Annotated in this window: 19 protein-coding genes; 3 read left to right on the top strand and 16 right to left on the bottom strand. The window is 36.1% G+C overall.

The features are described 5' to 3' along the window. Nucleotides 1-15: 15 nt before the first annotated feature. From Q4503_RS07695 to Q4503_RS07660, 8 genes are all read right to left on the bottom strand, one after another. Nucleotides 16-2,211: a cytochrome c3 family protein gene (locus Q4503_RS07695; protein WP_303601897.1), complete on the bottom strand. Its 2,196-nt coding sequence runs from the start codon at nt 2,209-2,211 to the stop codon at nt 16-18. Between the two features lie 101 nt (nt 2,212-2,312). Beyond that, the gene (locus Q4503_RS07690) at nt 2,313-2,435 is read right to left on the bottom strand and encodes a hypothetical protein (protein ID WP_303601896.1); all 123 of its coding nucleotides are present in this window, start codon (nt 2,433-2,435) and stop codon (nt 2,313-2,315) included. 3 nt (nt 2,436-2,438) lie between these two features. Next, nucleotides 2,439-5,582, bottom strand: coding sequence for an efflux RND transporter permease subunit (locus tag Q4503_RS07685; RefSeq protein ID WP_303601895.1), 3,144 nt, complete (start codon nt 5,580-5,582; stop codon nt 2,439-2,441). Beyond that, the gene (locus tag Q4503_RS07680) at nt 5,575-6,843 is read right to left on the bottom strand and encodes an efflux RND transporter periplasmic adaptor subunit (RefSeq protein ID WP_303601894.1); all 1,269 of its coding nucleotides are present in this window, start codon (nt 6,841-6,843) and stop codon (nt 5,575-5,577) included. Before Q4503_RS07680 ends, Q4503_RS07685 begins: the two co-directional genes overlap by 8 nt. Beyond that, nucleotides 6,843-8,258, bottom strand: a complete 1,416-nt coding sequence (locus tag Q4503_RS07675; RefSeq protein WP_303601893.1) for a TolC family protein — start codon at nt 8,256-8,258, stop codon at nt 6,843-6,845. Before Q4503_RS07675 ends, Q4503_RS07680 begins: the two co-directional genes overlap by 1 nt. A 127-nt stretch (nt 8,259-8,385) precedes the next feature. Beyond that, nucleotides 8,386-9,069, bottom strand: coding sequence for a lactate utilization protein (locus tag Q4503_RS07670; protein WP_303601892.1), 684 nt, complete (start codon nt 9,067-9,069; stop codon nt 8,386-8,388). A 3-nt stretch (nt 9,070-9,072) separates the two neighbouring features. After that, nucleotides 9,073-10,497: a lactate utilization protein B gene (locus Q4503_RS07665; RefSeq protein ID WP_303601891.1), complete on the bottom strand. Its 1,425-nt coding sequence runs from the start codon at nt 10,495-10,497 to the stop codon at nt 9,073-9,075. After that, nucleotides 10,487-11,311 carry a (Fe-S)-binding protein gene (locus tag Q4503_RS07660; protein ID WP_303601890.1) on the bottom strand — a complete coding sequence of 275 codons (825 nt, stop codon included), beginning with the start codon at nt 11,309-11,311 and terminating at the stop codon, nt 10,487-10,489. The genes Q4503_RS07665 and Q4503_RS07660 overlap by 11 nt, the downstream gene beginning before the upstream one ends. A 209-nt stretch (nt 11,312-11,520) precedes the next feature. On the opposite strand from Q4503_RS07660, the gene Q4503_RS07655 reads away from it, so the two are divergent. The 3 genes from Q4503_RS07655 (at nt 11,521) to Q4503_RS07645 (ending at nt 13,552) form a co-directional block, all read left to right on the top strand. Beyond that, nucleotides 11,521-12,426, top strand: a complete 906-nt coding sequence (locus Q4503_RS07655) for a LysR family transcriptional regulator (RefSeq protein ID WP_303601889.1) — start codon at nt 11,521-11,523, stop codon at nt 12,424-12,426. Between the two features lie 221 nt (nt 12,427-12,647). Then, a complete protein-coding gene (locus Q4503_RS07650; protein ID WP_303601888.1) occupies nt 12,648-12,839 on the top strand; it encodes a hypothetical protein in 192 nt (63 codons plus the stop codon). A gap of 254 nt (nt 12,840-13,093) precedes the next feature. Continuing rightward, nucleotides 13,094-13,552 carry an FCD domain-containing protein gene (locus Q4503_RS07645; protein ID WP_303601887.1) on the top strand — a complete coding sequence of 153 codons (459 nt, stop codon included), beginning with the start codon at nt 13,094-13,096 and terminating at the stop codon, nt 13,550-13,552. 163 nt (nt 13,553-13,715) lie between these two features. Here the strand turns inward: Q4503_RS07645 and Q4503_RS07640 are convergent, their stop codons facing one another. The 8 genes from Q4503_RS07640 to Q4503_RS07605 are packed head-to-tail and all read right to left on the bottom strand — an operon-like array spanning nt 13,716 to nt 20,584. Further along, nucleotides 13,716-14,564 (bottom strand): fumarylacetoacetate hydrolase family protein, encoded by an 849-nt coding sequence (locus Q4503_RS07640; protein ID WP_303601886.1) that lies wholly within the window; start codon nt 14,562-14,564, stop codon nt 13,716-13,718. A gap of 51 nt (nt 14,565-14,615) precedes the next feature. Then, nucleotides 14,616-14,957 (bottom strand): L-rhamnose mutarotase, encoded by a 342-nt coding sequence (locus tag Q4503_RS07635; protein ID WP_303601885.1) that lies wholly within the window; start codon nt 14,955-14,957, stop codon nt 14,616-14,618. An 11-nt stretch (nt 14,958-14,968) separates the two neighbouring features. Beyond that, the gene (gene fucP, locus Q4503_RS07630; protein ID WP_303601884.1) at nt 14,969-16,351 is read right to left on the bottom strand and encodes an L-fucose:H+ symporter permease; all 1,383 of its coding nucleotides are present in this window, start codon (nt 16,349-16,351) and stop codon (nt 14,969-14,971) included. A 51-nt stretch (nt 16,352-16,402) separates the two neighbouring features. After that, on the bottom strand, nt 16,403-17,179 hold the full coding sequence (locus Q4503_RS07625; RefSeq protein WP_303601883.1) for an SDR family NAD(P)-dependent oxidoreductase: 777 nt from the start codon (nt 17,177-17,179) through the stop codon (nt 16,403-16,405). Nucleotides 17,180-17,203: 24 nt separating this feature from the next. Further along, nucleotides 17,204-18,031: an amidohydrolase gene (locus Q4503_RS07620; RefSeq protein ID WP_303601882.1), complete on the bottom strand. Its 828-nt coding sequence runs from the start codon at nt 18,029-18,031 to the stop codon at nt 17,204-17,206. Nucleotides 18,032-18,049: 18 nt separating this feature from the next. Beyond that, the gene (locus Q4503_RS07615) at nt 18,050-19,081 is read right to left on the bottom strand and encodes an aldo/keto reductase (RefSeq protein WP_303601881.1); all 1,032 of its coding nucleotides are present in this window, start codon (nt 19,079-19,081) and stop codon (nt 18,050-18,052) included. Nucleotides 19,082-19,088: 7 nt separating this feature from the next. After that, nucleotides 19,089-20,282, bottom strand: coding sequence for a UxaA family hydrolase (locus Q4503_RS07610; protein WP_303601880.1), 1,194 nt, complete (start codon nt 20,280-20,282; stop codon nt 19,089-19,091). Beyond that, nucleotides 20,279-20,584, bottom strand: coding sequence for a UxaA family hydrolase (locus tag Q4503_RS07605; RefSeq protein WP_303601879.1), 306 nt, complete (start codon nt 20,582-20,584; stop codon nt 20,279-20,281). Before Q4503_RS07605 ends, Q4503_RS07610 begins: the two co-directional genes overlap by 4 nt. Nucleotides 20,585-20,594 lie beyond the last annotated feature (10 nt).

The following is a 20,594-nucleotide window of genomic DNA, read 5'->3' as shown; positions in this document are numbered from 1 at the left end:
AAATATAGGTGATTATTAATTATTTATAAACCAATTATAATCGGCTCTCGAATTAAGCTTCTGTGATAGATACAAGCCTAATTCTTTAAGCTGGGTATTATTTTGGTAATTTGGAATTAACGCCTTTAGTTTATCTAAAGCATCCTGACTTTGCCCTGCTCCATCTAATGCAAGCACATATGTATAAGCATACTCAGGGTTACTTGGCATAAGCTGCATAGATTTTTTAAACAAAGGTAACCCTTTATCTAAGCGTTTTTGGCGAACAAAGTGTAACCCATAAGAATAATGCAAAGCAGCTGACTTAGGATTGAGTTTAATACCTTTTGACAGTACCGATGCTACCTGAAATGACTTCTGCTGAGAGCGATATATATCAGCTAAATTAATATAACCCGTTTCAAAATAAGGCTCTATTTTAATTGCCTTTTTGAAGGCCTCTTCAGCTGCTGTTTTTCTATTCATCTCAAGAGCTAATATGCCTTTATTCGCCATACCTTCACCACGCCAACTATTAACATCATTAAAAATAATTAATTCTTTAAATGCTTTATCAAAAAGAGTTTGATTGAGAAAAAGTACATCGCCTGATAATAAACTACGTGCAGTAGCAATTCTTACCGATTTATATTTATCTTCAAGTAAAGGGCTGAGTTGATTAACTCTGTCCTGTGATGGCAATAAAGTTGCTACACTTGCGGCACTCAATCTTATTAATGCTTCATCATGAGATAAGTACGGAGCCAACTCAGCTACACTAATTGTAGTTGTGGTGTAACTTAGTAATTGAATAGCAGTAGCTCGACTCATAATATCAAGTTGTTCATCTGCCATAATAGATAAATGCTGTTGTAATGAAATACCTTGACCGCTATTTAATAACATCAATAAGTGCTTACTTGAAAGAATAGCTTTAGGCTTACCATGCCATTTTTCTAAAGTAGCACTTGCCCATTCATTAGACTTCTCTTCATGGCATTGTACACAAGCATTTGGCGTATCGAAGGTTTCAGATAAATATGGACGAGGTATTTTGAAGCTATGATCACGTCTATCATCTACACCCATATAAGTGTTTTCAGGCATATGACAATTTACACATTGAGCACCTGTAGAGTTTTCATTATGTTGATGATGTTTTTTAACGTTATAAACTTCAGCGCCATGACATTGTAAACATAAGCCATTGCCTTCAACTTTTAGTTTCATCGTATGTTTATCATGGCAATCTAAACAGTTAACACCCTCTTTATACATTTTGCTTTGCAAGAAAGAACCATAAACATAAACTTCTTCTTTAATTTGGCCATCAGCATAATAGTTAGGGCTAGCGGTAAAATTAGGTGTAAATTGATCTAAAAAAGGTGTATTTGCTTTAAAGCCGTCGGTTAATGGGGCTCTAAGTGAATGACATGCAAAACAGTTATCCATAAAATCGTTATTACGTTCACCACCTTCCCAATGAGCTGTTTTATCGCCGATGCTTCGTAACCATCGACCTGTAGGATGATTGATAGATGTAACGCTAGCACGTACTTCCGCTTGCTTTGGTGTTTTCATATGGTCTGTCATATCCCCATGACAAGATAAACAACCTACATTGATATTATCAAATTCAGTTTTAAAGGTATTATCTTGACCATTATAGTTTCTAACCAGTCCATCAGAATGACAATCTGCGCACATGCCGTTCCAATTTTGTAATGGCTGTCGCCAATGTAGTCTGTCTTCTGGACGTATTTCTTCATGACTATAGTTGTGATACCAACGCTGTCCACCTTCTTCTTTACTTCTAGCATCCCAAGCAAATGGAAGTACTTGCAATCTCCCTGGCTCAGTTTCAACTAAATATTGCTGCAATGGTGTATAGCCAAAAGTATATTTTATTGGATAAGTATCCACGTTATCATCATAAGAAACAGTAACTTGATAGCTATTGTCTTTAATGAAGAAGTGAGCTTTCTGACCATAATGTTCAACATTTACACCTGAAAAGTCAGCGATTACTGTCGTGCTATCTGCAATCGACATGGCTTTAGCATGATCTGAATGTGTCCATTCTTGTTCAGACTGAGCATGACAGGAAGTACAGGTTTGATTTGATATAGGTGCTTTCTTTTGAAAATCATGTCCACTTATTACTGCTGACTGTGCGGAAGCAATAAACAGAGAAAACACAAATAAAATAGTTACTACATTTTTAATATTCAAAATTTATATTTACCTTAAAAAGCTTACTTATTTATTAAATTAACTTCGTAATAATTTTTTTATTATACGGCTTAATGTTCGGAAAAAACGTGCTCTAACTCTTACTTATTCAGTTGCCAATGTTGGGCTAACACATTAGCAAACCATGAAAAACTATTTGATGTTGGCATTAAGTCACGTTTATCAAATAACTCATCATCTTTTAAATTCAGTACAGGCATCATGTTTTAACTTAAGTCAGATAATGCTTCTACTTTTCTTTCAGTTTTCATACGTCGTTTATTATTTATCACAAGATACAAGGAAGGTAATACTAATAAACACACTAACGTAGTAAACAAAATACCAAAACCAAGTGATATCGCCATAGGAACAACAAACTGAGCTTGGCGTGAAGTTTCGAATACCATAGGTGCCAAGCCAAAAAAAGTAGTGAGTGTTGTTAATAATATTGGACGAACTCTTCTGCGACATGCTTCATTTATAGCATCTAATGCGGAACAACCTTGCTCAAATTTTTTGTTCGCGTATTCAACCAATATCAAACTATCGTTTACCACAATCCCCGCAAGTGCAAGCATGCCCATTAAGCTCACAACACTTAAGCCAAAGTCAAGAGCCATATGTCCTAATATTGCACCGACTGCGCCAAAAGGAATAATAGCCATAATAATTAAAGGCTGCGAATAGCTTCTAAAAGCAATGGCAAGTAGGATGTAAATACCAGATAGCGCGAACCAAGTTCCTAACTCTAATCTAGATACACTTTTAGCGATTTCTTCTTGGTCACCAGCAAAGACGACTTTAATACCTGGATATCGGCCTTCAAGCTCAGGAGTTAAGTAATTTAGTACTGTTTGAGTTACAGCTGGAATATTCTCTTCCGGGAGTATTTCAGCACCTATTTTTTCAATACGCTGACCTTTACGCCTTAAAATAAAAGATGGAGCTAACATTTTATCAATTACAGCCACACTGCCTAATGGCGCATAGCCACCACCTTTTGTACGAATAAGGATAGATTCTATTTTATTAACATCCGCCCTTTCAGATTCAGGCAAACGCACTAAAGTTGATACTTCGTTACGTAAACGATGTTGTCTTTGTGCTCTCGCTCCATATAACGCAGATCGCATTTGATCTGATAAATCAGTTGCATCTAACCCTAGCGCTCTTCCGTTTTCATTTAGAGTAAGTTTCCATTGCGGCTTTCCTTCTTCCATCGAGTTAACCGTTGCAACCACATATTCGTTATTATTTAAAAACTTCACCGTATCTTGAGCCGCTAGCGCGAGAATATTACTGTCGCTGTGCCTGAGCTCAATAGTTAAAGATGCTGTAGCAAGAGCACTTGATCCTCGTCTTGCTCCACTAAATCTTAATTTACCAAACTTAGCTAAATCTTTAGCATGCTCTCGCCAAAACTCTTTTACTTCTTTAGTTGAATATTCTCGCTCTTCACTTTCCACAAGCAGTAAAGCAACTTCAATACTGTTGTCACGAATAATACTGCGCATGCTGACAACACTTTCTTCAATGTTGTAATCAACAACCATAGCTTTAGCGCTAACTTCTAATGTGTTGAGAAGCGCCATGGCTTGTTTTTCTGTGGTTGTTTCAGATATTTCATAATTAGCTTTAACCCATCTCCCATCTAAATTGGGGTATAAACTAAAGCCCATTTTTCCGCTAAAGGCGTAAGCTATAACAATGAAAAATATAAAACACGCTATAGCTAAAACTAAACTCGGCCAACGTAAACATTGGCTGAGAGCTGGCAGATAAATGTTCTCAATAAAATGCTCAAGTTTGCTATGGCATTTAGCTTGTAACCTTTTGAAATGACGTTCAAGTTTATTTGGTTTTTTATCATTAATATGAGCAAGATGAGAAGGCAGAATAAACAAGGCTTCTACCCATGAAACCACAAAACAAAGTATGACAACGATAGGAATAGCACCAAAAAGTAATTTCATACTTCCAGGCAATAATAACAAAGGTAAAAAAGCGACAATATTGGTTAATATTGCATAGGTTAATGGCTTAGCGACTTCATTAGCACCTTTTATGGCAGCTTCTTGAAATGACATTCCTTCTTCCAAATGAGAGAAAATATTCTCGCCTGCAATGATAGCGTCATCCACTACAATACCTAGAGCAATGATAAAGCCAAACATTGACACCATATTTATAGATACATCAAACATAGGTAAAAACAACATTGCACCTAAAAAGGCACTTGGAATACCTGCCACCACCCAAAAAGCCAACTTAAATTGTAAAAACAAGCTCATAATAATTAAGATAAGAAACAAGCCAAGAAATGCATTGTTTAGCAATAAACTTAGTCTTTTTTGATAATTCTTAGCATCATCATCTACAATCGCAATACCTGCATTTGGTGGTAGCATTGACTGTATTTCAGGCCACATATCTTCAATAGCATTTGCTATCTGTGTAGGTGTTTGATCGCCCATTCGATAAATATTCAATTGTGCTGACAGCTGACCATTGTAAGTAACTAAGTCGCGAATATCGGAAAAACCTTCTGTAACTTTAGCGATATCACCCAAGCGTAATTGGTCGCCTGATTGATCAGAAATTAACGGCACATTAGCAAGATCGGCAGCCCAAAATTCTCTTTGGTCAACTGAAACAATAATGTCGCCACTATCCGCTTTAATTTTACCTGCCGATTTCTCTACAACATTTTTCTTAAGAGAAGTAGCGATTTGACTGAGTGTTAAGTTATAAGCTTGTAAGTCTGTTTGAGCGACTTCTACATGAATTTCTTCTTGGGGTATACCTCTTAACTTTACTTGTGAAATATAGGGCGATTGCAATATTCGATCACGTACTTGTTCAGTTAAACGCTTCAAGGTTGAGCGGTCTAAATCAGCATGAACAATAAGCTCCATTACATCAGCTATTCGTGTATCAAGCTTAACGGTGGGTGTTTCCATACCAGAAGGAAAAGAAGATATTCTATTTACCGCTTGTTGAGCATCTTGATAAATTTTTTGTGGAAAAGAACCAGCCTCTAATTCAGCTTTAACCCTTAACCAACCAGATCCAATATAAGTATCAACTTTACTAATGCCATCGAGACTATAAAGAGCAGCTTCTACAGGTACGGCAATACCTGCTTCTATTTCGCTAGGCGATGCGCCTGGGTAAACTACTCTCACTGTTAATGTATCTGTGGTGATTTCTGGCATATATTCTTTACGGATCATAAAGGACATAACCAAACCACCAAAAATCAACGCAAGCATTAATAAATGAGGAGCAACACCATGGTGGATCATCCAAGAAATAGGATTAAATGAGCTTGAGATGTTAGCAGTATAGCCTTGTTGATTATTACTCATAAGCGACTCTTTCTGTTTTTTCTGCTTTTACATTTTCAATTGGACTTGTTGATTTGTCTTCATTTATCTCTTTGTTTATGCGAGCAACACTAGTTTCAGTTGTAGATAATAAATTTTCTCGAATATTTACAACTAAACCCACACTGGCAATACCTGGTTTTTCGGCTAATGCCATATCGCCAGATTCAACCTTGGAATGTACATAAATAAGATCGCGCTCTTTAAATAAAATAGTCACCGCTCTTTTTTGTAATCGGCTATCTTTATCAATGACCCAAATAGTGTTGTCAGGCTGTAACCAAGAATGTTGAATAGTCCAAACGTTATCAATGGGTTTACCTTGTAACTGCACATTCAAAAAGTCATTAATAAATACTTGCGGTTGATCACTTGTTTCCGACTGAGGTTGTTTGATAGCGAGTAATACTTTGACTTGTCTATCTAAACTGTCTAACTCTGGCAATATAGAAATAAAGTGTGCTTGACGTTCTTTACCTTCTCCCCATAAACGAGGTTGAGAAATTCGAGCTAATGCTTCTTTATTAAGCAAAGAAAGAAATTTATGTGGAATTTTAACTTCAAGCCAGTAAACCTCGGTATTAATAACAGAAAATAATGAAGTATTAGTTGAAACTCGACTACCCGTGCCGACTTCTTTACTAATAATTTTGCCATCAAAAGGCATAGTAACTTGTGAACGTTGTAAGTTGATTTGAGCTTTTTCTACATTATTTTCTGCAACAGAAATATTAGCTTGAGCAACAGTAAGTTGAGGCTCTCGTAAGACTAACGCTTCATCAATATTTAAAGCTCCGTTATTGTTAAGTAGTAATAACTCTTCTTTTGCTAACACTTGGTCCACTTGTACTAATGACAAATTAGCTTTTGCTTGTTCAAGCTTGGCCTCTTCAGACTTTAACGCTAATTCAAAGTCTGTTGTATCAATTTTTACTAACCACTCTCCTTCTTTTAATACACCACCGGGGAAAGCATCAGGATTAATTGACATAACATTACCAGCAACGCGAGAATACACATCTACAGATTCTGCAGGGATCACAAAACCAGATGCGTTCCAAGAAGGTATTACTGAAGTTTGAACTAATTTACTAGCTTGTACTGTACGAATAACTTTCTGTTTGTTTTTATTGAATTTATTAGGTCTTTCGTTGCCTGAATATAAAATATAATATCCTAGAAAACCGCCAATAAGCACCAATAAAAAAGGAAGTAATTTGTTTTTAACTAACAATAATTTCATTAGGATTCTTGTCCTTTACTATTCTCGTTATAAAATTTATGAGTATTGTGTTCATGAGCGTTAAGTTCAGTTTTTAATGAAAAGTCTCCATGACTTAATTCTCGGTAAAGTAACACTCTGTTGGTAACTAACCTTCTGTTTGCATCAATAAGTTGTCGCTCTAATGACAATATAGTTTCTTGAGCTCTAAGCAGATTTATATAGTTAGTTTTGCCATTTAAATATTGAATTGTTGTTAACTTTTCAGTGCGCTCAGCTAAATCTAATTGTAAGGTTAAATTTTTCACTACTTCTGAAAGCTGATTTTCGTTGGCTAACACCTGATTAACACTTGCAATCGCCTCAAGCCACACTTGCTGATAATCTAAAATAAGCGCTTTTAACTCAAGTTCACGTTGCTCAACCACTAATTTAGTTGTACCCGAATCAAAAATGGGCAAAGTAAGGGCTGCAATTAAATTACCTTCCCAATCATCAAATAAACTTTCTACAGAACTTTTCGACGTTGAATAATTAGCACGTAAAGTAATTCGAGGGTATCGACCTGCAATGGCTATAGCTAAATTTTCATTGGCTGACTTTATTCTTGCAAAAGCAAGTTCAATATCAGGTCTGCTTTTAAGTAATTTTGCAGGTAACCCCATCTGTGGGAGTGGCGGAAGTACAGATGAAACATTAATGTGGCTTTTAGTTAATTCATTAGTAGAAATACCTAACCATAGTGCGAGTGTTTGTTTATAAAGATAAATATTGGTTAGATTTGTTGATTGCTGTACTTCGATAGATTTAAGAAGACGCTGTTGCTGCCAAATATTAGTGACAGAATTTTTCCCCATAGCAAAACGTCGAGAAATAACGTTTAAAGCATCTTTAGTCCTACGATGCTGAATAGCCAAAACGAGTTTTTTTTCTTCTTCAGAAACCAGACCAAGCCATGCTGAAGCAATATTTCCAGCGACTAAATTAGCACGAGCTTTATAGAGAGATTCTTGACCTTTATAGTTCCAATAAAAACGGTTTTCGTTGGCTGATATACTTCCCCAAATATCAAGCTCCCAACTTGAAGTTAACCCTAACGATGCAGTATCAATATCAGGAAAGTTGTCAAAGTCAGATGAAGCATTTGCCGTTGAGTTTAAATCAGGATAGTGAGCTGCACCTGCAATTTTGCTACTTATCTCACTGCTTTTTAAACGTAATTTGTTTGCTTGTAGCGATAAATTTTTATCTAGTGCTTGGTTAATAAACTGAGTAAGTTCTTTATTTCCAAAACTATTCCACCAATGAATATCGAACTCACTGCTGCCCTGCTTTATAAATGATTCAGGTAAAGCTGCGCTATCAATATCTATAATATTGTTTTTATGCGCACAGCCGAGTAATAAACTGGTAAGAATAAGAATTATAATTTTCATCAATACTACTTTAGCAACATATTTAATAAGCCCACGGTGTGATAATTGTGATTCAAGAAACATTTAAAATATTCATTTAAGCATTATCACGTAAATCTAATAAATAACTACACTTACCTAAAAAGAGTTATTCATCCTCAACAATAATAATATGTAAAACTTCAGGCCCGTGAGCGCCTTTAACTAATACACCTTCAATATCTGTTGTGCCACTAACGCCTGATATTAAACACATATTTCGTGGCGTTTGTTTGTTCTTAGCCATTTCATTTGCGATAAGCGCGTAGTCATCCATGTAGTGAAGTATTTTTGACTTAGGTATAACGGCAATCAAATACAACGGGAGGAAGTTAAGTAAAATAGGCATTTCAGGACTCGAATGTGCAACAAACGAACCGGATTCAGCAACACCATATTCCGCCCAACATAAACCCACAGTGTTATCGTTTACAATATCGATATCTGTTGTTATACCCTGCCAGTTTAATTTATTTAATGGTTCAACACTCTGGACTTTAAGTTCAGATGGTAAAGCGTTTTTATTAAAAAACTGCTTTACCGAATGAGGTAACATATCAAGGGTCGAAATTTTCTCGCATGTTGTCCCTATAACTAAACCCGCATCAATTCTTAACATTAATGCTTCAGTTGCGTCTTCAGACATTAATTGAGGACGCGCATATTCACTCTCTTTTAAAAGATCAAGTGCTTCATCTTCAATAGTTTTAGCATCGGCAGTGATAGTTGGTTTTGCACTTTTAATAGCATTGAATATTTTTTCTCTGCTCATATCGCTTATGTGTTTATTCATTATTTACGCTCCATCACTTTTAGATTTTTTCATTTTTTTATATTGATGCATAAATGTTGTTGTTTCTGGCTCTATTAAATCACGATTTTTCGTCCATCCAGACGTAAAAGGCATAAACTTGATCCAGCCATTACGACTAAATATTTTCATAAATATAACGCCACATGACGAGAACAACTGAAACAATTGAGGTCTTTTAGCTAATTGGCCAAAAAACTTAACAACAAAACGATTGGTTAGTGGCTCATACTTTTTCTGCCACGATTGCGCGCGCAGCGAGCGTAATAGTTTAGGAAGAGGAATATTAACAGGGCAAACATCTTCACAACGCCCGTTCATGGTACAAGCATGAGTTTGTTTATTGGCGACTTCAAGGCTTTGTAAATGAGGCGTAAGTACCGATCCCATAGGTCCAGGATATACAGAGCCATAAGCATGTCCGCCAATATGTTTATATACCACACAATGATTCATACAAGCTCCACAACGAATACAGCGCAGCATTTCTTCCATGCCTTCAACGAGCATTTTTGTTCGACCGTTATCAACTAAAACAATGTGACATTCTTGGGGTCCATCAGCATCATTCTTTCTTTTGGGACCATTATGAAAAGTTATATATTGCGTGATATCTGCGCCAGTAGCAGAGCGTGTTAACAAACGTAATAAAGGGATTGCATGTGCCATTGATGGTACAAGCTTCTCAATACCTGCAGTAACTATGTGTACTTTAGGTGGAGTAATTGTGAGTTCAGCATTGCCTTCATTGGTTACTGTACAAGAAGAGCCACTGTCGGCAAGTAAGAAATTAGAGCCACTAATGCCAATATCAGATGTTAAAAACTTAGTGCGAAGATCCCTACGTGCACTTCTTACCAGATCAGTAATTTCTTCTGAATAAGTTGGATCGCTATGAAACTCCCTAAAAAGTTTAACAACGTCTTCCCTGCTTCTATGCATAGCAGGCCAAATGATATGCGATGGTGGATCACCCGCCAGTTGAATAATATGTTCGGCAAGATCGGTTTCAATGCGCTCCATATCTGAATTATCAAAAGCGTGTGTTAAGCCTATTTCTTCGCCCAACATAGATTTGCTACGAGTTACTTTTTTAGCTTTGTGTTCACGACAGATATCTAGCACAATTTTTGAAGCTTCTTCAGCAGTACTCGCCCAATGAACAATAGTACCTTGAGCTAAAGCATTTTTTTCAAATTCCGCCAAATAATGATCCATATGCTTAATGGTATGGTCTTTAACTTTTTGACCTTGTGCTCGTGCTTTTTCAAATTCAGGAAAGTTTACAATGGCATCAGTACGTTTTGCTTCAGCTTTGTCGGTTGTACGCCTGATGATCATTTTTAAATCAGGTTGTGCTAAAGCATCAGTAACATTTTGAGTAAAATTTTCAGGTTTATTAGCTTGCATCGTTAGCCCCTATAATCTTTGGTGCTAAACCCGTTAAAACTTCAGCGGTGTGCAATGCAGTAATTTTTTGATTACCTTCTCGATTAAGCTTTCCTGCGATGTTCATTAAACATCCCATATCGCCACCAAGTAAATAATCAGCGTCAGCAGCAACAACATTTTCTACTTTTTCGCTAACAATGGCGTTAGATATGTCTGAATATTTAACACAAAATGTTCCACCAAAACCACAGCATTCAGAATGACCATTCAATGGTTTATGCTCTAAACCTTTAACGGTAGAAAGCATTTCTCTTGGTTGCTCGTAAACATTAAGAGAACGGTAACCAGAGCAACTATCGTGATAAGTGAATGTCCCATCAAGTTCAACACCCTTCGGTTTGAAATTACATACATCAACTAAAAATGAGAGCAGTTCATGAGTTCTGTCAGCTAAATGTTGAGCTCTTGCTTGCCAACCGGGTTGCTCTTTAAATACTTCTATAAAGTTCTTTTTGATCATTGAAGCACATGAACCCGAAGGTAAAACAACATAATCAAATTCTTCAAACTGTTCGATTACTTGATAGGCAATTTGACGAGTACCTTCATCGTCACCTGAATTAAATGCGGGTTGTCCACAGCAAGATTGAGCAGCAGGAACTTCAACAGTACAACCTGCTTGCTCAAGCAAAGTGATGGAAGCAAAACCTACTGAAGGACGCATTGTATTTACCAAACAGGTAACAAATAGTCCGACTCTCTTCTCGGAAATATTCAAACATTCAATCGTGTTAGATTGATTAGCGTCAGTGTAATTATTTTTGTCAGACATTTATCCGCCCTTATTCTACGAAGGTAATTTGGATATAGATTCAATATCCATCTAGTTTAACAATTTAGTATGAAACACAGACAAAAGTATTATTATTTATAATATCCTACATTGTTTCTCCTATATGAGCAATATACTCTGTTGACATTTACCTGTATATTCGCAATAGAAAAATAAACTATTTCCATTTTAAACATAATGAGTTTGATATGAACGGTGCATCTGAGTTAGCAATTTTTGCTGTAGTAGTAGAAGAGAAGTCTTTTAGCCTGGCAGCTCAAAAAACAGGTTTGTCCAAAACCGTTGTTAGTAAAAAAATATCGGCACTAGAAAAACAGTTAAATACACAGCTACTTTATAGAACCACTCGAAAGCTTAGTCTTACTGACGCAGGTAAATTACTTTATAAACATGCCAAAGGTATTAACCAGCAAGCAAATGATGCTTTTACCGCGGTTAACGAGTTATCTAGAGACATTTCTGGTCATATTACAATGTCTGTACCTACCATTTCAGGTGAGTTATTACTGGCAGAATTAGTATCAAGTTTTTGCAAAACCTACCCTAAAATCACCATTGAATTACGACTTGAAAATAAGCTTATCGACTTAGTTGAAGAAGGTGTTGATTTAGCTATAAGAACAGCTGTACTAGAGGATTCTTCCCTTATAGCTGTGCCTTTATTGGAATCTAATTGGATTGTCTGTGCTTCACCCGAGTATTTAAAAGCGAATAAAGCATTAAATACAATTGATGATCTGAAACGCCATAACTGCCTTTGCTACGATCTACAAGCAAATGGTAGTAATGAGTGGCGCTTTGATGACAATGGCGAGCAAAAATCAATATTAGTAAGAGGCTGTATGTCTTCAAATAATGCTTATTCTCTAAAAAAAGCAGCTATGAATGATATTGGGATTATTTATGTGCCTAAATGTAGTGTTTATGAAGAATTACAAGCAGGTTTATTGGTCAATGTGCTGAGCGATTATAAGGCACGTTCGCTAGGGGTTTTTGCTGTTTATCCCTACACGCGATATAAACCTGAAAAACTAACCTTACTTATTGAACATATTAAGCAAGGCTATCAAGATTTGGAGCATTATTTTGAATAACATTCTCCTCAGAAGACTCAGCCCTTTACTGTATCATTTTGTGTAAAGTATTTTAAAAATACAATTTATTGCTATAAAGGATGTTTTTAGACAAAAACAACATATTTTTAGGTTAAATAATGTCTAAAAATCGTGATCTATATAGATCTTTATTAAAGAATAAATATACACTTAACTATAGAGTACAACTAGAAAATCATTTAATGAAAAGGAAGTTAAACTTGAAAACACAAACCTACCTTTTTAAGCAATCAATAAATCGAATGTTACAGCACATTGAAGCTCTTCCAGAGGGACAAAGTGTTATGGCTAATGATATTGAACTTACCAAGTTATTAGGTATAAGCCGTACTACAGTAAGATCTTGTATTGAGCATTTATGTGAAATTGATTTAGTAAACGAGACGGCGTAAATAAAGTTGTACTTCGCAAGCCAGTACCAGATGATTATTTCGATATAAAAGATACTAATTCAACGAAAGATGCACAAATAGAAAAGTATTTTCTTGGACTAATTAATACAGGACAGCTACTTCCAGGTGATCGTTTCTCTGAATTAAGCCTATCTAAAATCTCAGGTTGCACTACTATTACCGTTCGTGAATTTCTAATAAAATTCTCTAACAATGGTTTGATCGAAAAGATCCCTCAAGGTCGGTGGCGAATGGTGAAGTTTGATAAGGATTTTGCTAGAGAATTGGTGTCGTTTAGGGATATGGTAGAAATAAAAGCTATTACTGATTTATTAAAAGTGCCTAAAGAGGATCCTATTTGGAATGAACTTAATGAATTACTTATACGGCATCAAGAAGTAAGAGTTGATATGGAAAATCGTTATTTAGAGTTTCCAGATTTAGATAAAGCCCTACACCATAAAATTAAACAAAGTACGAGAAATCGCTTTACTGATCAGTTTTACGATATTGTTTCATTTGTTTGTCATTATCATTATCATTGGGATAAAACAGGAGAGCTTGAGCGTTTTACTGTCGCTATCGACGAGCATATCGACTTGTTAAATAACTTAGTTACTCACAACACTGCTGGTTCAGTACTTAGTATGGAAAAACATCTAGGTACCGCTGAAGAAACTTTATTACGAAGTGTTCATGGCCTAGATAGCTAAATAGTTAGATAGCTAGTTAAGGTAAACATTGATTTAGGCTGTTTTAAAGTTCAAACAGCCTAATAATTAAAAAGTAAAAGTTACTTACTAAAAACAAAAAAATCCCCTGTGCTTATTAAGCCCAGGGGATTTTTTATAACGCTTACTTTATAGGCTGACTATTTTAAGCTTTGTAACGTTCTACATTTTGTTGTTGCTCGCCTAATCCTGAAATACCTAAACGCATAGTATCGCCTTCTTTTAAGTATTTAGGAGGAGTAAAACCAAGACCAACTCCTGGAGGTGTACCCGTACTAATAATATCACCTGGTTGTAAGCTCATAAATTGGCTGATGTAAGAAATCAAAAATGGTACTTTATATACCATAGTACGTGTATTACCGTTTTGTACACGCTCGCCATTAACTTCTAACCATAAATCTAATTCATTAGAGTCAACAACATCTTCAGGAGTAACTAAGTAAGGACCAATAGGACCAAAAGTGTCACAACCTTTACCTTTACACCACTGACCTTCTTTTTCGATTTGGAATTCACGCTCTGACAAATCGTTAACAACACAGTAACCAGCAACATAATCTTCAGCATCTGCTTCTGAAACATATCTTGCTTCTTTACCAATAACCACACCTAGCTCAACTTCCCAATCTGATTTTTGAGATTGTGGAGGCATAAGAACAGTATCGTTTGGCCCTACAATTGATGAAGTAGCTTTCATAAATAATACAGGCTCAGAAGGAACGTCCATACCTGATTCAGCGGCATGATCTGCATAGTTTAAACCAACACAAATAAACTTACCTACACGCGCAATAGGTTGACCAATGCGAGTATTGCTATCGATAACGGGTAAAGTGCTAAGATCTAGGCTTGCTATTTTTTCAGCATCGCCATTATTAAAAGTGCCACCATCAATATCTGTGATATGAGCAGAAAGATCTCTAATTACGCCATTCTCATCTAATATCGCTGGCTTCTCTTGGCCAACGTTTCCAACTCTCATTAATTTCATTTTATTTTCCTATTACAGTTTTAAATTGAATATATCAGTCACAATCAATGTTTATTTGAGTGTGAAAATTTGTTCCATTAGCATCCATTTCTCATCACCTTTAGCCCAAGGTAATTGTTGTTGAAATGACCACATGAGCTCTTCCCATGCAACCACTTTTGGATTTGTTAAATCGGCTTTTTCTTTTGAGGCAAAAGAGAATTCATTATTCACTTCCATGATCATAAATAAACGATTACCCACAAGGTATATATCTAGGTCTTCTATACCCGAAGACTTAATACTTTCTATAATTTCAGGCCATACATTACCCGCACTATGATGCTTTTTATAAGCTTCTATTAATTGCGGGTCGTCTTTAAGATCTAAGGCAAAACAATGGCGAGTTGTCATAGTTTTAATCCTTATTTAGGTATATGTCGTTGTGAACGTTTACCGTAAATAGCGATTACAACAAAACAGATTAAAGGTAAGATAAATGACGCTTTAGTTGCTGAAAATCCATCAAATACCACTTTCATATCAATAATTGACGCTTGTGCCATAGGTAAGAAAGTACCACCAACAATCGCCATAATAAGTCCGGCTGCACCTAGTTTTGCATCCTCACCGGTACCTGTTAACGCAATACCATAAATTGTTGGAAACATTAAAGACATACATGCTGAAATACCCACAAGTGAATAAACACCAATAACCCCTTCAAGGAAAATAGTACCTGCAGAAAAGAAAATACCACCCGCAGCCAATACCATTAATAATTTACCTGGGTTAATAAACTTTAATAACGCGGTACATACAAAGCGACTTAAACAAAAGATGATCATGGCGTAAATATTTAGCATTTGAGATTTAGCTTCAGCAGCTTGTTCGGCCATTCCCATTTTTACAAATACTTCAGTGCCGTAATGAATGATAAAGGTCCAACACATAATTTGTGCGCCAACATAAAATACTTGAGCAATAACACCTTCTCGGTAGTTTTGATTAGCTAATAAGCGTTTGAATGTACCTCGTATATCTAAGCTTTCAGACTTTTCTTCTGTGCGTGGCATTTTCTTAAACGCGATAACCAAAAGCATGATAAACACAACAATACCAATGGCTAAATAAGGATTACGAATAACCTCAAGGTCGTTAGCTGTTATGGCTGATAACTGTTCTAAAGCGCCATCTGAACCGTCAGCTACTAAAGCTCTGCGCTCTGCGTCTGTTGTAGGGTTTAGCTTTTGAATAATAAATTGTGTTGCCACAAACATACCTAACAAAGAGCCTACAGGGTTAAAAGCTTGTGCTAAATTTAAGCGCTGCGTTGCAGTAGATGCTGGCCCCATAGATAAAATATAAGGGTTTGCACTTGTTTCTAAAAACGATAAGCCACAAGTCATAACAAAGAAGGCAAATAAAAACGGTGCAAATGCTTGTGCACCGGCAGCAGGAATAAATAAGAAGGCTCCAAGTGCGTAGAAGCCTAAACCAACAATTAAACCCGCTTTATAAGAAAACTTCTTAATAAAAAGTGCCGCTGGAATGGCCATAGCCCCATAACCACCATAAAAAGCCACCTGAACCCAAGTACCTTCGGCAACAGACATCTGTAATACTTTTGAAAAAGCATTCACTAATGGATTAGTAATATCATTAGCAAATCCCCATAAAGGGAAACACAAGGTAATTAAGATGAAAGGTATTAAATAGGCTTTAGGTACAAGCTCATCAGCGTTAGATGTAGTGTGTGATTCAACTAACTTTTCATCATTATTAATCGTTACAGCGGGATCATTCATAGTGTGACCTTATTATAATTATGTTATTTTCTTATTTTTATTTTTTTGAATTTAGTTATTTAGCGTGACAAAACCACCATCAATAGGGAAGTTACTACCCGTAATAAAGGCTGCTTCATCAGAACATAAATAAAGAATTAATCCTGATATTTCCTCAACTTTCCCCATACGACCAATCGGCTGAGATTCAGATAGTTTTTCAAACATCTCTTCTTTATCATCTGGATAGTTTTTTTCTAAGAAATTATCGACAAATGGCGTATGAACACGACCAGGTGCGATACAATTACAACGAATACCATCGTTGATATAATCTTTAGCAACTGAGTAAGTCATAGTTAACACTGCACCTTTACTCATTGAATAAGCAAAACGATCCGCTATACCAACAGAAGAAGCAACGGAAGCTAAGTTAATAATGACACCACTTTTGTTTTTCTTCATAGAGTCAATAGTTGCTGACATGAAATTGTATGTTCCTTTTACATTAACGTTATACAATCTGTCTAAATCATCTTCAGAGGTGTTTCCTAAGTTACCCACATGAGCAATACCAGCATTATTGATTAATATATCAATAGTATTCTCTAGCAAAATACCATCAACTATCTCTTTTACTTGTGTATTATTACTTATGTCACATTGAAAAGTACTCGCTTTACCACCAAATATTTCAATCATGTTTTTAGTGTAATTTGCCGCTTCAAGATCTAGATCAACGATTAAAACATGGGCTCCCTCTTTCGCAAGTTTAATTGCTGTACTTTGCCCTATACCACTACCTGCACCAGTTATTAACGCAGTTTTTCCTTCAAAATTATTAGCCATCTTTAAACCCTTTTGAAATTATTTCTATAATTGATAAAAATTTTTAGCATTATCCGCCAAAATTAATTGTTGTTCATTTTTTGATAATGGAGCAATGAGCTCCTCAGCTTGGTTTAACCAAAATTGATAACTTGATGATAAGTTCACTACAGGCCAATCACTTCCCCACATTAAACGTTCTGGACCAAAACAAATTAAAAGATATTCTATATAAGGTGCGATTCGATCAAGATGAGGGTTATGTCCTGCTTCGGTCACTAAACCTGAAAGTTTACAATAAGCTCTTGTTTCAGAAGCTATCAATGACATTTTTTCAAACCATTCTTGTGATAAGCCTTTTTCTATAGGTGGCTTAGCACCATGATCGATGACCACTTTAAGATCTGAATATTTTTTCAATAAAAGATATAAAGCATCAAGATGCTTTGGCAACACTAACGCATCAAAAGTTAAGCCTTTATCTATTAAATATTCAAAAACGGAAGCAAGCTCAGGTTTAAGCATCCAATTCACATCTTCAATATCTTGTAACATAGGTCTTATGCCTTTGAATAAAGGATTTTGACTAAAGCTTTCAAGCTGCGAAATAGCCTTATCACTTTCCATATCTACCCAGCCAACAACACCTAAAATAAAATCAGTGTTGTCAGCTAGTTTTAGCATAAACTCTGTTTCTTCTACTGTTGGTGCTGCTTGCACAAGTATTGTATTGTTCACATCGCATTCTTCTAGTACAGGAGAAAGGTCACTTGGCAAAAAGTCTTTATATAAAAGTGCTAGCTCAGGTGTTAACCAATCATAGTCTCCACGAGATAGCTGCCAAAAATGCTGATGTGAATCAATACGAAACATAACTTAATCCAATGTAATTTAAGGTAATGTGCTAGGCACTGGAACGTCTGGATATAAAATTCCTGCGTCTTGTAATGCTGTCCAAAACTCAGCTGGAATTTTATGTTGCATTTGAGCAACAGTAGTCTCAACACGATCAGCAGAGCTTAAACCAGGAATAACACTAACAACTGCAGAGTGAGCTAATGGAAACTGCAATGCAGCTGCAGCAAGAGGAACATTATATTCACCACAAATGTCTTCAATACGCGCTACTGTGTTAATAATTTCTTTCGAGGCGGGCTCATAATTATAATGAGGAACAACCCCTTCACGACGAACACCAGTAGCTAAAATACCTGAGTTATATGGACCACCAAGTATGATAGAACTATTTTCTTTAATACAACGTGGTAAAAATGTTTGCAGTGATTTTTGCTCTAACAAAGTATATCTGCCTGCTAATAAGAAGCAGTCGAAATGTCCGTGATCCATCGCTTGTTCACAAACTTCGTATTCATTTACACCTAAGCCAATAGCTGAAACCAAACCTTGTGAGCGCAGCTCATCCATTGCTTTATAACCACCTTCCATGGCAATTTTGAATAAACGGTCATGATCATCGCCATGAGTCACTCGACCAATATCATGCATGTATATAATATCGATTTTAGACAAACCTAAACGCTGCATACTGTGTTCGAATGAGCGCATCACACCATCGTATGAATAATCATATTTAGGCTCAAATGGCATAGGCGAGCAAAAACCATATTTATCTTCAGCTTTAGCACAAGGCTCTAATATACGTCCAACTTTAGTAGAAAGAACATAACTACTACTATCATAGCTTCTAAGTGCATCACCGACTCGACGTTCACTTAAGCCAAAACCATAGTAAGGTGCGGTATCAAATTGATTTAATCCTAACTCCATTGCTTTAATAATACTTTCTTTAGCTGCACTATCTGGCATTGGCCGATATAAATTACCAAAGGTAGCAGCACCAAAACCTAACTCGCTAACAATCAGCTTAGTATTTCCTACTTGTCTTTTATTAAACACTGTCATACCTCAACTACCGAATGGTTGGTAAACAAGAAGGTCCAACGCCTTCAAATTTTTTATACGTTAAAACAAATTCTTGATGGCCTAACTCTTCTGATTTAGAGGGATTTCCTTCTGCTACTTCAATAACAAGATCATATATTTCATTACCTACTTCTTGCACAGTCGCATCACCTGAAATTACTTTTCCTGCATTAATATCCATATCACCAGACATATTCTCGTAAGTTTCAGGATTAGCACAAACTTTAATAACGGGTGAAATTGCAGACCCCACAACAGAGCCCCTACCGGTAGTAAATAAAATAATGTGGCAACCAGAAGCAATCATTTCGACAATTTCCGCGCTATCTACAATATTTGGAAAACCAAACATTGGGTCACCATCTGGTACAACATCCATTAAATACAAGCCACCTTGGCTTGGAATGTCACCTGGTTTAATTAAACCATGTATTTTTGAACTGCCTGATTTAGCATACGCACCCATTGACTTTTCTTCTTGGGTAGATAAGCCCCCTTCTGCATTTCCTGGCGCAAAGCTACCGTAGCCCATATGGGTATAATACTGCTCTGCTTTGGCAACAGACTTCATTATCTCTTCACCTAACTCAGGTGTTATCGCTCTTTCTGCCATAATTTGCTCACAACCGATTAATTCACCAGTTTCTTCGAACATACAAATAGCATCTTTTTCGATAAGTCTGTCAAAACAATGACCTACAGCAGGGTTTGCACCAATACCACTTGTGCCATCAGAGCCACCACAAATAGTACCAACGACTAATTCATTTAACCCCATTGGTACAATTTCAAACTTATTAGCAGCAACAAACAACTCGTCTACTCTTTCTAAGCCAGATTCAATAGAAGTTTTAGTACCACCTGACTTTTGAATAACTAATGTTTCAACTGAACGACCACTTTTTTCAATCGTATTAGCCAATTTTTCGCGGTTAAAACCTTCACAACCTAAAGAAACAATAAGTACTCCAGCAACATTTGGATGAGTACAAAGACCTTCCATAATTTTCAAAGAGTATTCATTTGGATAACAACCTGGAAAACCAATAAGTTGAACATTCTCATTGTCACTTTTATTAACAATAACTCTAGCAACATGATGAGCACACTCTACCAAGTATGTTACTAGTACAACATTTCTAATACCTTTACGGCCATCAGGTCTTAAAAAACCTTTCATGATTCTTCCCCTACTTTATTTTGACGGGTATGACTAGAAATATAATCACTTTTCATATTGTGCATATGTACATGCTCCCCAAAAGTGATATTTTGAGTTGCGGAGCCTATTGATACGCCGTACTTCATGATTTTTTCACCTTTAAGAATTCCCTTTCTCGCAATTTTGTGGCCAACAGTAATATCAGCGTTTACAACAACAGCTTTCCCCTCTAAACATAATTCAGTATCTTTTAGTACATTTTCACAGCAAACATAAACATTATCTGCTTGGCTTAATAGTACAAATCGTTTATTCATCATTTGTGCATCC

The organism is Colwellia sp. 6_MG-2023, assembly GCF_030547765.1.
Classification (GTDB): Bacteria; Pseudomonadota; Gammaproteobacteria; order Enterobacterales; family Alteromonadaceae; genus Colwellia.
Note: the sequence above shows the minus strand (reverse complement) of the source record. Positions and strands in the feature narration are given on the sequence as shown.

Excerpts from the sequence above, each read along its gene's own strand:
- Q4503_RS07690 (WP_303601896.1), bottom strand. The coding sequence starts at position 2,435 with ATGATGCCTGTACTGAATTTAAAAGATGATGAGTTATTTGATAAACGT.
- Q4503_RS07685 (WP_303601895.1), bottom strand. The coding sequence starts at position 5,582 with ATGAGTAATAATCAACAAGGCTATACTGCTAACATCTCAAGCTCATTT.
- Q4503_RS07680 (WP_303601894.1), bottom strand. The coding sequence starts at position 6,843 with ATGAAATTATTGTTAGTTAAAAACAAATTACTTCCTTTTTTATTGGTG.
- Q4503_RS07675 (WP_303601893.1), bottom strand. The coding sequence starts at position 8,258 with ATGAAAATTATAATTCTTATTCTTACCAGTTTATTACTCGGCTGTGCG.
- Q4503_RS07670 (WP_303601892.1), bottom strand. The coding sequence starts at position 9,069 with ATGAATAAACACATAAGCGATATGAGCAGAGAAAAAATATTCAATGCT.
- Q4503_RS07665 (WP_303601891.1), bottom strand. The coding sequence starts at position 10,497 with ATGCAAGCTAATAAACCTGAAAATTTTACTCAAAATGTTACTGATGCT.
- Q4503_RS07660 (WP_303601890.1), bottom strand. The coding sequence starts at position 11,311 with ATGTCTGACAAAAATAATTACACTGACGCTAATCAATCTAACACGATT.
- Q4503_RS07655 (WP_303601889.1), top strand. The coding sequence starts at position 11,521 with ATGAACGGTGCATCTGAGTTAGCAATTTTTGCTGTAGTAGTAGAAGAG.
- Q4503_RS07640 (WP_303601886.1), bottom strand. The coding sequence starts at position 14,564 with ATGAAATTAATGAGAGTTGGAAACGTTGGCCAAGAGAAGCCAGCGATA.
- Q4503_RS07635 (WP_303601885.1), bottom strand. The coding sequence starts at position 14,957 with ATGACAACTCGCCATTGTTTTGCCTTAGATCTTAAAGACGACCCGCAA.
- fucP (WP_303601884.1), bottom strand. The coding sequence starts at position 16,351 with ATGAATGATCCCGCTGTAACGATTAATAATGATGAAAAGTTAGTTGAA.
- Q4503_RS07625 (WP_303601883.1), bottom strand. The coding sequence starts at position 17,179 with ATGGCTAATAATTTTGAAGGAAAAACTGCGTTAATAACTGGTGCAGGT.
- Q4503_RS07620 (WP_303601882.1), bottom strand. The coding sequence starts at position 18,031 with ATGTTTCGTATTGATTCACATCAGCATTTTTGGCAGCTATCTCGTGGA.
- Q4503_RS07615 (WP_303601881.1), bottom strand. The coding sequence starts at position 19,081 with ATGACAGTGTTTAATAAAAGACAAGTAGGAAATACTAAGCTGATTGTT.
- Q4503_RS07610 (WP_303601880.1), bottom strand. The coding sequence starts at position 20,282 with ATGAAAGGTTTTTTAAGACCTGATGGCCGTAAAGGTATTAGAAATGTT.
- Q4503_RS07605 (WP_303601879.1), bottom strand. The coding sequence starts at position 20,584 with ATGATGAATAAACGATTTGTACTATTAAGCCAAGCAGATAATGTTTAT.